Raw genomic sequence first — 12,309 nt, forward strand, 5'->3', positions numbered from 1 at the left:
AATTTTGAGGAGAGAGGGTGGAACACAATGATGAAAAAATGGTTGACCCAAAGGTATATAGTAGTATTAGCCGGGCTACTGGGGGTCGCAGCTATAGCGATGATCGCCTGGTTTATTCATACGCCTCCAAAGAGTGAAGAACTTCAGACGGATAAAGTTGCGGCGGCCAGTCCGGTATGGAAGCTTGGTCAGCGGGATGACTCTTCAGCAGAATTTAAGGGTGTAGTCGGTAAGGACAATGTCAATATTTCTGCGGCCTCTACTGAGTCGTCTGCTAAAGGAACATCGTCAGCGATGTCCGTAGCAGGAAGTACAACGGCTCCGGTATTGCTCAGCAGTGATGATATTCCTCCCGGTCTAAATGCGTCCACGAATCCTGAGCTGTCACTTCAGTACAAGCTCGATCAGGTTCCTCCGAACGGGATGATATTCCGTGTACGGATTTTGGATGCGGGCAAAGCCGTTCCTCAAATGGCTGTATTTTCAAATCATCAGTTGTCCGGTATCATTCAGATTGCCGGGGTTGCCGGTACAGGCAGTGCATATAATTTCAAAAGCAATTACGAGATGTATATACCTAAAGAGCAATTGCAAAGCGGTGTTAACGTACTCAAGCTAAAGACAGCGCGCTGCCTATACTGCTCCTCTGCTGAAGATAAAAATGTGTGGTGGACTTGGGATGACTTGAGCTTGGAGACGTTAGCTTTACCTGCGACCGAGCCGATACACGGTAAATATATACTGACCGGAACGAATGTCAATAATAAAGAATTTTATTATGATGAGGGTGCAGTTAAACATTTACCATATGTTCTCAAATGGCTGGGAATTGCGTATAGCGGCAATGTCATGAGAGTCACTTGTGCCAGTAATGTAAACAAGGCCTGCACAGACGTGGGAGATTACTACCAAACGTTGAAGCAGTATAATATGCAATCGTCAGCTTTGTATTTGTATACAGGCGATATCAAGCTGCAAAAAGACGGCTCCCTGCCGGAGACGGCCAAGCAGAAATTGCGCGATTATGTAAAAAAATATGGTTCATACCTGCAATATTACGAAGTAGATAATGAACCTGGATTGTTTAACCGCTCGAAAGCGGTCAATTTGGCCGTGGCCAAATGGCTGAATACGGAAGGTAAGCAATTGGCGCCGCATCTCAAAACGGTTGCGCCGGGCTGGGCCTACTGGCCGACGTATTCGACCAAGGCATGTAAAAACCAAACCGGAGGTACGCTCAAATGCGGCGATCCGGATGGATGGGAGCGGGACCCGGCACAACGTAAGCAACTGGAGGATGTCACTGACCTGACCAATGGACATGCCTATGGCGAATCGTATAACGAAGAGGGCGGAGGCAGCTTTGTTCAAAATCTGAAAACGTTCGGCGGTTCAAGTAACGGGCTGGAGAAGAAGATGCTGAATACGGAGTTTGGTACGAACGATACGCATCGGGACAACCCTGAGTACGGGGCCAGTCAGCCACAAGCAGCCGCGTTCGACCGGATTATGCGTTCGCAAATCGGTTTTGCCGATATGTTTATCCAGCATGCTGCTTTCTATAAGGACTACACGCTGTTTAAAACCGGCTTTGACCTGCAAAATCACAATCCGGCGAATACGGAAATTTATCCGTTCGGACAAGGGCAGGACAGCCGTGTAAACATCATGAGACGCTTGAGTCTGGCTTATGCCACACACGGGAAACCATTGACTTATATGGTACTGATTCCGGAGGAAACAAAGGATAAGATGGTCTATGTCCGTGCAGTGGATACCTCCAAACTGAAACCGCTGGCTGGCAGTAGCGCCACCTCGGACAAATTGCTGGTGAATCTGGTGAACTTCGAATCCACAGCACAGACGATCCGCGTACGGGTGACGATGCCGAAGGCAGGTTTGTACACGGGTGAGCGCTTCGGAGCCGGGTCTACCTACAGCCAGGCACGGCGTTCCCTATCAGGACTTAATGCTTCGCCTAATCTCGATTTTGAAGAAAAACTGGGACCTGGCGAGTCGGTGCAATACATTCTGGAATTGAAAAGTACAGATCAGGCCGCAGCTTCGGCTCCAACAGAGGTGAAGGCCGCCTCTGTGGAGGCAGGCGCGGTAAAGATTGATTGGCTTCAGGCAGAAGGTGTATCAGCCTATGATGTGCTGCGTGCGGAAGGAACAGACGGGGCGTATCAGGTGATTGCCTCCGAAGTAGCGGGAAACACGTATACGGATCACACGGCGAAAGCCGGGAGCCACTACGCTTACAAAGTCCGAGCGACTGGGGGCACCCAAGTGTCCCCGGCGGCCGAGGTCGCTTAATCAGGACAGATACAGAGTAGGACCAGCGTCGAAGAATACCTTACATGCAACCGAAAATAGAATGCCAAAGAACCTATCAGGAGAAAGTAGGACCTGACAGGTTCTTTTTTATCTGAAAATCGTTCTGATTTGGAAGTTCATTGCGTATATTTCAGAAGAAAATCCGAAAATCCTTTAATTTTCTCGCCATAAGACGACAACATTACAGGTATGTATTCATATATAATAGTTTTGCTCATAACTATACATACATGGTTTGTGGGGATTCTCTTTCCGGTGACCAAGAATGATAAAGTGAGGTAAGTGCCGAATGAACAAGGAGACTGAATCAGGGATGGACAACCCTCTTCTACGAAACAACGAACGGAAAACAGACAAACCTGTCGTCCACTTGGACATCCGGGATATTTTGCTTCAATGCGGTATCACGATGCCGCAATGTTTACAGAGCGAAGCGGACGGAACCAAGGGCCGGAAGGATAAGAGCGAGTAAAATATCGGTTGCCGGCACTGCTAAAAACAGGAGTGAACCGGCTCCCACCCTTCTTTATTCCATCATTCGTTCCATGCGGACAAACGCGATAAAACGCTTGGCTTCTTCCTCAGACAAAGTTCGTCCATCAATGGTCAAATTAAAACGTTGCAGGATATCTTCATCGGACAGCTCCAGCTGGTCCACAAATTCCCTCACAGCTGAATCCAAAATTGCTGCCGGATGGCTAGTGCGTCCTACCAAGTAATCAATGGATACCCCGAAAATGTCTGCAAGCTTGGTCAGTATCTCAAAATCTGGCTTGCGCCGGTTTTTTTCATAGTGAGAAAGAGCCGCCCGCGTAATTCCGAGGGATTGCGCTAGTTCCTCTTGTTTTAATCCCTTATATTCCCGTAATTCAGCGATGCGGGTGCCATAATTCATCTGATTTTCCTCCTGAATGCAAGGTTGAGAAAGTAAAAAAAAAGCAATTTTACGCTTGACAAGATACGTTTTGTATCATAAATTAGTTATGTAGGATACATAACGTATCGTTGTTTTATAGTTTTATCCATATGCTATCGTTCATATACCCTGGGAGGCCACGGATGGTTTAGCACTTGTGCAAATTCGTTGGCTAGACCTTCTATGCGCTATTATACAACATTTTACTATAGATTATATGGTCATGCTATGCAGAGGATCAGTACAAGCGTCATCGCATCGAAAACAAGTCAATCAGGGAGGACTGGTCTTGTGCAGTTGAAAGAGTACATTCGTATGATCCGAAAAAGAATATGGTTAATTGGCGGTATCGTATTGTTGGTATGTGCTGTCGTGGGCGTGAAAAATGTATATTTTACCCCTCAGGTTTATGAAGCGACGGCGAAGCTTATTATCAACCAGACGCCAAGGCCGGATCGGGCGGGTTTCGTCGATTACAGTGTCGTCCAAACGAATATAGCCTTAACGAACTCCTATAAGCAAATTATGATGTCCTCGGCAATTATGGACCAGGTGGTCGCCAGTTTCCCCGATCTCAAGGTCACTCCGTCAGCTCTGACGCAAAAATTAAGAGTAAACACCGCAGGTGATTCGCAGGTCATGGATTTAACAATCCGCGATTTATCGTATACGAAGGCTGTCAAAACCGTAAATGCGGTAGCCAAAGTATTCAAACGACAAATCCCCTCTATCATGAAAATGGACAACGTCACGATTCTAAGCGAAGCCAGTCTGAGTGAACCGGCTGTTCCTGTGAACAGTAATCCCGCTATACAGATGCTTATTGCTTTTGCCGCCTCCTTGCTGCTGGGTATAGGCTTGGCGTTTTTGCTGGAAGTGCTGGACGATACCTTTAAAAATGAAGAGGACGTTGAAAAAGAACTCGGCCTGCCTACCTTGTCCCTGATTACGAAAATGAAAAAAGAAGACAGACGCTCTGACGGTTCCGCTACAACTCCCAAACAGGTAGGTGAAGGACAATATGCCGCGATTAATCAATAACCAGCTCGTCACATCCCTGCATGCCCAATCTTCCGTTTCGGAGGAGTACCGTATGCTTCGCACGAACATCCAGTTTTCCTCTGTAGACGAGCCGATTGAGGTTATGATGGTGGCGTCAGCTCAGGCGGGTGAAGGCAGGACGGTCACGATTAGCAATTTGGCTGTAACGTATGCGCAAGAGGGAAAAAAGGTGCTGGTTATGGACATGGATTTACGCCGCTCTTCCTTGCACCACATGTTCGGCTTGCGTAATCATACCGGTCTGACGCGGGTCCTGGCCAACCAGCAGCCATGGCAGGATGTGGTTCAGGAAACCGGGATCGACCATCTGTATGCCATTACAGCCGGACCGACTCCGCCGAATCCGTCCGAAATGCTCAGCTCTCGCAGAATGAACGCTCTATTGGCTGAGCTGAAGGAGCATTATGATGTGATTTTAATGGATACGCCGCCATTGCTGTCCTTTCCGGATGGCTTCATTATAAGCGCTATGTGTGACGGAGTGATTTTGGTGGTACAGGCAGGAAAGGTCAAAAAGGATCTCGTTAAGAAAGCAAAGGCAAATTTGGAAAGAGTAAAGGCACGTATTTTGGGCGTGGTGCTCAACAACGTGAAACGATCAAATACTCGTGCCGAACGCGGCATGGAGGAACGCAACCTGACATGAGCAGCAACAAGGGAAATGAAAGTTAATAAAATTCTTTTAACAATGAATAAATAATACTAATATATCGGAAATCGAGGTGATGAGCAGTGTCTTCTTCCCACTCGAACGAGGCCGAAGCTTTGAGTGCATCAGTGGAAGTGTATTCGGTCGATCATGGGCTTGAACGTCGGCAAGGATTGAGCGTATATCCGTTCGTGAAGCGAAGTATGGACATCATGCTGTCGTTCATTGGATTAATCGTGCTGTGCCCGGTATTTCTGCTCGTGATTTTGCTGATTAAGCTGGAGGACCCGAGAGGAAGCGCGTTATTTTATCAGGTTCGTATTGGTAAAAATGAGCGGCCGTTTCGCATGATCAAATTTCGTTCCATGGTGTCCGATGCCGAGGACAGATTGTCTGCGCTGCTGCTGGAGAATGAAATCGAGGGTGCAATGTTCAAAATGAGGGATGATCCGCGTATCACCCGAATTGGGCGCTTTCTCCGCAGAACGAGTATTGACGAGCTGCCGCAACTGCTGAATGTGCTGCGTGGGCAGATGAGTCTGGTAGGGCCTAGACCCCCGCTACCCAGAGAAGTCCATGACTATACGGTAAGGGATAAGCTGCGTCTGACCGTTACGCCAGGCTGTACCGGCCTATGGCAGATCAGCGGTCGTAATCATCTGAGCTTTAACCAGATGGTAGAGCTGGATCTGGAATACATATCCAGACGCAGTTTGCGCACAGATATCATCATCATGCTGAAAACATTCCGGGTGCTATTGGGCTCCAACGATGCGTATTAAATTCACTCCAACAGGAAGGGTAGGGGAAAGCATGGATCTTTATTCCAACATATATGTAGCAGGACACAACGGACTGGTGGGATCTGCAATTGCTCGGGCATTGAGCAAAGCAGGCTATCGTAACCTGATCACCCGCACAAGCAGTGAGCTGGATCTGCGCAACAAGGAGGCGGTAGACCATTTTTTCGAAACCGAATCGGTGGACTATGTATTTTTGGCAGCAGCCAAGGTTGGCGGGATTTTGGCGAACAATGATTACCCGGCGGATTTTATCCGTGACAACCTGCTCATACAGACGAATGTAATTGATGCAGCATACCGGGCGAATGTGAGCAAGCTGCTGTTCCTCGGGTCGACCTGTATTTATCCCAAATTTGCCCCGCAGCCGTTGCGGGAGGAATATCTGCTCACAGGTGAGCTGGAGCCAACGAATGAGGCTTATGCTATCGCTAAAATTGCCGGGATTAAAATGTGCCAGTCCTATAACCGTCAATATGGAACCCGTTTTATTTCGGTGATGCCTACGAATTTGTACGGTCCGGGCGACAATTTTGATCTTCAGACCTCTCATGTGCTGCCTGCGCTCATCCGCAAGTTTCACGAAGCCAAGCTGAATCAGTCCCCGACAGTCGAAGTATGGGGCTCCGGCACACCACGCCGTGAATTTCTTCATTCGGATGATTTGGCGGAAGCCTGTCTGTTCCTGATGAATAGCTATGAGGGAAATGAGATTGTGAACATCGGCGTTGGGGAGGATATTTCCATCCGGGAGCTGGCTGAACGGGTGAAGGAAGTCGTCGGTTATGAGGGGGAAATTACCTTTAACACGTCCGCTCCCGATGGCACACCGCGCAAGCTGGTGGATGTGTCCCGAATTTCCGGGCTGGGCTGGTCGGCGCGTATTTCACTGGAAGAGGGATTAAGGTCTGTCTATCAGGCATTTCAAGGTCTGGATCTGGTTGAACAATAAAAAAACGGTGGAGGAATAGGAATGAAAAAAGCGCTGATCACAGGGATTACCGGACAGGACGGATCTTATCTGGCTGAGTTGCTGCTGTCCAAAGATTATGAGGTGTACGGGGTACGCAGACGCACCAGTACGCCGAACTTTGAAAATGTGGCACATATCCAGAATGACATTCATTGGCTTTCCGGCGATATGACCGATCTGGCCTCGCTCATCGAAGCCGTGCGTCAGTCTGACCCGGATGAGGTCTATAACCTGGCTGCCCAATCCTTCGTCGCGGCCTCATGGCCGCAGCCCTTAGCTACCGGGCAGATTACAGCGCTATCCGTCACCAATATGCTGGAGGCGGTACGGATTGCCAAGCCGGATACGCGCTTTTATCAGGCGTCGAGCAGTGAGATGTTCGGCAAGGTGCTGGAGACGCCGCAGACAGAAACGACCCCATTTTACCCGCGCAGCCCTTACGGTGTCGCCAAAGTGTACGGTCATTGGATCACGGTGAACTACCGCGAAAGCTTTGATATGTTTGCATGCTCCGGCATTTTGTTCAATCATGAGTCGCCCCGCCGTGGGCTGGAGTTTGTAACACGCAAAGTGACGGACGCTGTAGCCCGTATCAAGCTGGGTTTGCAGCAGGAGCTGCGCATGGGGAATCTGGATTCGCTACGGGACTGGGGTTTTGCAGGAGATTATGTTAAGGCGATGTGGATGATGCTCCAGCAGGATCAACCGGATGATTACGTCATTTCCACGGGAGAAATGCATTCCGTCCGCGAACTGCTGCAAATTTCCTTTTCCCATGTAGGTCTGAACTATGAGGATTATGTCGTCATTGATCCTCAGTTTGTCCGTCCGGCAGAGGTGGATCTACTGCTCGGCGATTGCGCCAAGGCGAAGGAAAAGCTGGGCTGGCGAGTGGAGGTAGGCTTCGAACAGCTCATTCATATGATGGTGGACACAGACTTGGAGCGGGTAAAAAGACAGGCTGCGGTCGAAGCTTCCGTCGTCGTATAAGACATGGAGGGGCCACCCGCTTGCCGGGAGGTCTCTTCGCTGTACATTATTGTAGTCGCATCGGCAGAACAGCATGCTATGAAGCCGTGCGAAAGGTCATTTTTCAAGATGGAGTAGAGCTTATGACATTAGTCAAAAATCGTGCCAAACCGCGCAGAAGTCTGCTGGTGAATACGTCTTGGCTGTTCGGCGACAAAATGATCCGCATGGTGTTTGGGCTGGCGGTCAGCATTATCATGGCGAGAGTGCTCGGACCGGAGGAACTGGGGAAATGGAATTATGCGGAATCTTTTTTCGGGATGTTCCTGATCTTCACGACGCTTGGTTTTGATTCCATATTGGTGCGCGATCTCGTCAAGGACCCCAAGGATGAGCATGAGTTATTGGGTACGGCGATTCTGCTGAAGCTGGTGGGTACTTTGGTAGCCATTGTCCTGTCCTGCTCCTTCATTTCGCTGCTCAGACCGGAGGATAGTTCCGTACGGTTGATCAATCTGATTCTGGCAACGGCCTCGGTGTTTCAGTTGTTCGATATCATCGACTACTGGTTTCGGGCGCAGATGTTGTCCAAATACACGGTCATTGCCAAGAACACAGCCTTTGTCCTCAGCTCCACCGTTAAAATCATTTTATTGTTGTCCGGTGTCCCCATATGGGTGGTGGCGCTGTGCGCTCATGGAGAGTTTCTGCTCGGAAGTCTGATTCTGCTGTATTTCTTCCGTAAGGAAGGACGGCATGTACACAAGTGGACGTTCAGCCTAACCACAGCACGACGAATCATGAATCACAGTTGGCCGCTTATTTTGTCATCCTCCGCTGTATATGTACAGGCACGGATCGATCAGGTCATTATCGGCGAGATGCTGGGAGATGCGGCGGTGGGGCAATATTCTGTTGCGCTCCGTCTCATTGAAGTGCTGGGCTTCATTCCGGTCGTTCTTACCACAGCATATGCCCCGGTGGTGACCCGTTCCAAGATGAAAGGGAGCGACGAATACAGACAAACGTTGTCCAACGTGTACCGACTGATGTTTATTTGCTTTCTGGTGACCTCGATACCGTTATTTTTTCTGTCCCAATGGGTGGTAGTCGTGCTGTATGGGCGGGAATTTACCGAGGCTGGCTCGTTGCTGTCGCTGTTTGCGATTCGTCTGTTTTTTACCAATTTCAGTGTTGCCAAAAGCTTGTTTATCACGAATGAAAATTTGTTCAAATATACGCTGCTGACCTCGATCGTGGGTGCGGTCACGAATGTGGCTTTAAATTATGCGCTTATCCCATTGCTTGGTGTTCGAGGCTCGCTGGTGGCGACCATCTTGTCTTTTACGATATCTGTATTTTTATTAGATTTGCTGTTTAAGGAAGTCAAAGCCAATTTGGGCTGGATGATGAAGTCGATCCTGACCTTCTGGCGTGTTCACATTACAGTACCGAAAGTTGGAGAGAACAATCATGATACCCATTAAACCGTTTGTTCAGCATGAGGGGCAGTGTCCGCATTGTGGAGGTAAGGTACGGGGCGGAGAGGTGCTGTGGCAGGGAATTCATGTATGTGTCAGCACTTGGTGTGAAGGCTGTGGACGTGAATATATCGAGGATATGCGGGTTGGTCATGCCACGTATTCACCCTATCGGGTAGAAATGCCCAACTATACATTGACTGGAGATGCAAAGTCGAGAAAATGGCTCGGAGAGCCCTTGCGGCAATCGTTGCTGAGTCCTTCCTATGATTTGGCGGTCGGCATGACTGTGCATACAATGAAACCCTTTAAGCGCGTCATCATCGTCAATACGATTGATTATTTGTATGGTCACGCCTTGCTCAAGCTGCTGAATGTACAGCGGGAATATGAACAATCGCCGGAGCTGGGCATCGTCGTTATTGTGCAAAAATCGCTGGAGTGGATGGTTCCCGCATGTGTGGCTGAAATCTGGACAGTCGATGTGCCGTTCAGCAAGGCCCGCAACTTCTATCCGGTGCTGCATCATCGGATGATAGAGGAACTGGTACGTTTTGATGAGGTCTATGTCAGTCCGGCGTATTCACACCCCAGCCAGTTCGATATTGAGCAGTTTACGGGTGTCCCGCGTTATGAGGATGGCCGTGAATCGGAGCCGCGCATTACCTTTGTATGGAGGGAAGACCGCTTGTGGAGCGGCAGCCATCATATCGCACGGGCAATACAGAAATTTCCGCAGCTCAAACGTTGGCTTAAACCGCTGATTTATCATCAGCGCCGCAAAATCATCCGGTTGTTCCGCAGGCTGCTGGAATCCTTTCCGGATTACCGTTTTACGGTTGCCGGATTGGGTCGCACGGGGAGCTTCCCGGCATGGATTACGGACGAACGTGTCGCACGCTTCGACCGGGAAAGTGAGCTGCGGGTATGCGAGGTGTATGCAGCCAGCCGATTAGTGATCGGCATTCACGGCTCCAATATGCTGCTGCCCTCCGCACATGCCGGCATGACGATTGACTTAATGCCCAAGGATCGTTGGGGCAACTACGCGCAGGATATTTTATTTCATGAAACGGACCATCGGCTTACGGCTTATAAATACCGTTTTGTCCCGATGGAGTCGAGCGTGACATTGGTGGCGGATATGGCGGCTGCCCAGCTTAAAGGAGCAGACCATTTTAATATGCAGATGACGGAAGAAAAGCAGCGGGAGCATTCGGTTTGGAGGGGGGAAGCCGCTTCGGGTAGGGTTTGATCTCCTAGCTACGACTGTCGGTGTAAGGCGCTTCGAGTAGCATTTGATCTTCCGATCGCTGTTGACGTGGGATTCCCTGGATTAAATAAGCCCTGTAGAGGGCAGAATCCCACGTCAAAGGCGAACGCTGACGCTTCTCCAGATTCAAATCCTACCCTCCGCTACTCACCGCCGCCAAAAAGAATTTCCCCCAGCCCATAGGGTGGGGGAAGGTAGAGCCCGCCCGGCGATAGCTTCGCTCTATCGCCGTAAATCTTTCGCCGGGCACTTCATGCCCTAAGTTCCCTTTTTTTAAATTAGGGTGACTTTATGGACACGGCGGTCAGCAGCGGAGTGGATGGAATCGTTCTGAAGAAGCGATAGCGTTCGCCTTTACCCCCGGATTTCACCCTTTAAAGGGTTTATACAGTCAGATGAAATCCGGGGGTAACAGCGATCGGAAGAATGATCCATCCACGTAGCGTTCTCACCCCGCACTCCCATAACTCACCCAATATGAAATGGCAGGAGTCTAATGATGATTCGAAAAATATTGTATCTTCGCAATTTTGCCAGCAAGGTGAACGGGGCCTCATACAATTTGCAGGAAGTCGGCTTGGGTAAAGCACTCGTTCGGAAAGGCTTCGATTGCGACATTGTCTACTACAACGACCACAAGGAAACCCATCTGGAGCAGGTATACCGTCACGAAGGCTGCACATTGCGCATCATCTGGCTCCACGGGTTTAAGTTCCTGAGCAACAGCATCTATAGGGATGTCCTCAAGGATTCGTTTTTGGCTGCTTATGATTTGGTCATTTCCACAGAATACAACCAGATCATGACTTATCTGCTTTCCCGCAAATGTCCCGAGAAGCTGGTGCTGTATCACGGCCCGTACCGGGATAACACACATGCGCTGATCCGAAGATTGTACGATACCCTGCTACTGCCGAAGGTGGCAAAGTCTCTACGCTGTACCTATGTCAAATCCGATCTTGCCAAGCGCTATCTGGAGGATAAAGGCTTTCACAACGTCGTCACCCTTGGGGTTGGACTGGACCGCAGCAAAGTGGAGGGAAAGTTCAACAATGACAACAGCGGCAACGACAAAAGCGAAGGCCGGGAGAAAAATCCTGAGGTCGCGGATGAGCTGAGGCGGCTCGGGGATCGTCCGGTGCTACTGTATGTCGGCGTGCTGGAGGAGCGGAGAAATATACGTTTTATGCTAGGCGTGTTCAAAAAGATACTTCAAAAGCATCCCTGTTGCCTTTTGTTAATCGTCGGGGATGGGCGTAAAGCGGATACGGATCGCTATTGGGCCTATGCCCATGAGCTTGGGCTGACGGACAGTATTTTGCATTTTCCAAGAGTGGAGCAGCGGCATCTGTGGCAGATTTATGGAGCGGCGGATGTGATGCTGTTCCCGACTCATTACGATATTTTCGGTATGGTGCTGCTGGAAAGTATGCTGTTTCGTGTCCCGATTATTTCTTCGGTGAATGGTGGTTCGGTTACCTTGATCGAGGACGGAGTGAGCGGAGTGATCCTGAGCAGCTTTTCAGAGGAGGAATGGGTGAGTCGAGTCTCTGAATTGTTGGACAATGCTGAGCTTAGACGAAGTATGGCGGAGCAGGCGTTTCTTACAGTTGAGCGTATGTCGTGGGATCGTATTGCGGAAGAAATGCTAAGTCACTCACGGATACAACCGATGCAGCCTATGCACCATCCTATGCAATCCGGGCAGGAAAGAGGGACAGCCACGTGAGCAAACAGATCAGCATACAGACGAGGTCCCCAGTGCGTGAACAGGCTTCAAACCTAGACCATCATCATGTTCAGGGGGAGGTCCCTCAGTCCGACATATCATCACCATTATCGGATACAG

The 12,309-nt window shown here is 49.6% G+C and carries 11 protein-coding genes; 10 read left to right on the forward strand and 1 reads right to left on the reverse strand.

Features of this window, described 5'->3' with window-relative positions; translation table 11 throughout:
* Positions 1 to 27: 27 nt before the first annotated feature.
* Positions 28 to 2,316 (forward strand): hypothetical protein, encoded by a 2,289-nt coding sequence (locus tag E0698_RS00670; protein ID WP_192510264.1) that lies wholly within the window; start codon positions 28 to 30, stop codon positions 2,314 to 2,316.
* A gap of 310 nt (positions 2,317 to 2,626) precedes the next feature.
* On the forward strand, positions 2,627 to 2,809 hold the full coding sequence (locus E0698_RS00675; RefSeq protein ID WP_192510265.1) for a hypothetical protein: 183 nt from the start codon (positions 2,627 to 2,629) through the stop codon (positions 2,807 to 2,809).
* 54 nt (positions 2,810 to 2,863) lie between these two features.
* On the opposite strand, the gene E0698_RS00680 is transcribed toward E0698_RS00675, so the two are convergent.
* Complete coding sequence (locus E0698_RS00680; RefSeq protein WP_044645213.1) at positions 2,864 to 3,232, reverse strand: helix-turn-helix domain-containing protein; 369 nt, start codon at positions 3,230 to 3,232, stop codon at positions 2,864 to 2,866.
* Between the two features lie 312 nt (positions 3,233 to 3,544).
* Here E0698_RS00680 and E0698_RS00685 point away from each other — a divergent pair, with 312 nt between their 5' ends.
* From E0698_RS00685 to E0698_RS00720, 8 genes are all read left to right on the forward strand, one after another.
* The gene (locus E0698_RS00685) at positions 3,545 to 4,294 is read left to right on the forward strand and encodes a YveK family protein (protein WP_134910808.1); all 750 of its coding nucleotides are present in this window, start codon (positions 3,545 to 3,547) and stop codon (positions 4,292 to 4,294) included.
* On the forward strand, positions 4,275 to 4,961 hold the full coding sequence (locus tag E0698_RS00690) for a CpsD/CapB family tyrosine-protein kinase (RefSeq protein WP_134910807.1): 687 nt from the start codon (positions 4,275 to 4,277) through the stop codon (positions 4,959 to 4,961). The genes E0698_RS00685 and E0698_RS00690 overlap by 20 nt, the downstream gene beginning before the upstream one ends.
* Before the next feature lie 86 nt (positions 4,962 to 5,047).
* On the forward strand, positions 5,048 to 5,746 hold the full coding sequence (locus E0698_RS00695; protein WP_192510266.1) for a sugar transferase: 699 nt from the start codon (positions 5,048 to 5,050) through the stop codon (positions 5,744 to 5,746).
* A gap of 31 nt (positions 5,747 to 5,777) precedes the next feature.
* Positions 5,778 to 6,716, forward strand: a complete 939-nt coding sequence (gene fcl, locus E0698_RS00700) for a GDP-L-fucose synthase (RefSeq protein WP_134910805.1) — start codon at positions 5,778 to 5,780, stop codon at positions 6,714 to 6,716.
* Between the two features lie 21 nt (positions 6,717 to 6,737).
* Positions 6,738 to 7,727 (forward strand): GDP-mannose 4,6-dehydratase, encoded by a 990-nt coding sequence (gmd, locus tag E0698_RS00705; protein ID WP_192510267.1) that lies wholly within the window; start codon positions 6,738 to 6,740, stop codon positions 7,725 to 7,727.
* A 122-nt stretch (positions 7,728 to 7,849) separates the two neighbouring features.
* Positions 7,850 to 9,193: a flippase gene (locus E0698_RS00710; protein WP_192510268.1), complete on the forward strand. Its 1,344-nt coding sequence runs from the start codon at positions 7,850 to 7,852 to the stop codon at positions 9,191 to 9,193.
* Positions 9,180 to 10,442 (forward strand): hypothetical protein, encoded by a 1,263-nt coding sequence (locus E0698_RS00715; RefSeq protein ID WP_192510269.1) that lies wholly within the window; start codon positions 9,180 to 9,182, stop codon positions 10,440 to 10,442. Before E0698_RS00710 ends, E0698_RS00715 begins: the two co-directional genes overlap by 14 nt.
* Before the next feature lie 517 nt (positions 10,443 to 10,959).
* Positions 10,960 to 12,189 carry a glycosyltransferase family 4 protein gene (locus tag E0698_RS00720; protein WP_192510270.1) on the forward strand — a complete coding sequence of 410 codons (1,230 nt, stop codon included), beginning with the start codon at positions 10,960 to 10,962 and terminating at the stop codon, positions 12,187 to 12,189.
* Positions 12,190 to 12,309: the final 120 nt, after the last annotated feature.

This window comes from Paenibacillus sp. 23TSA30-6 (assembly GCF_014858585.1).
Classification (GTDB): domain Bacteria; phylum Bacillota; class Bacilli; order Paenibacillales; family Paenibacillaceae; genus Paenibacillus.

Bases quoted from the DNA above. Each gene is read 5' to 3' on its own strand.
- gmd (WP_192510267.1), top strand. From the start codon at position 6,738: ATGAAAAAAGCGCTGATCACAGGGATTACCGGACAGGACGGATCTTAT.
- fcl (WP_134910805.1), top strand. From the start codon at position 5,778: ATGGATCTTTATTCCAACATATATGTAGCAGGACACAACGGACTGGTG.
- E0698_RS00690 (WP_134910807.1), top strand. From the start codon at position 4,275: ATGCCGCGATTAATCAATAACCAGCTCGTCACATCCCTGCATGCCCAA.
- E0698_RS00710 (WP_192510268.1), top strand. From the start codon at position 7,850: ATGACATTAGTCAAAAATCGTGCCAAACCGCGCAGAAGTCTGCTGGTG.
- E0698_RS00715 (WP_192510269.1), top strand. From the start codon at position 9,180: ATGATACCCATTAAACCGTTTGTTCAGCATGAGGGGCAGTGTCCGCAT.
- E0698_RS00675 (WP_192510265.1), top strand. From the start codon at position 2,627: ATGAACAAGGAGACTGAATCAGGGATGGACAACCCTCTTCTACGAAAC.
- E0698_RS00680 (WP_044645213.1), bottom strand. From the start codon at position 3,232: ATGAATTATGGCACCCGCATCGCTGAATTACGGGAATATAAGGGATTA.
- E0698_RS00670 (WP_192510264.1), top strand. From the start codon at position 28: ATGATGAAAAAATGGTTGACCCAAAGGTATATAGTAGTATTAGCCGGG.
- E0698_RS00720 (WP_192510270.1), top strand. From the start codon at position 10,960: ATGATTCGAAAAATATTGTATCTTCGCAATTTTGCCAGCAAGGTGAAC.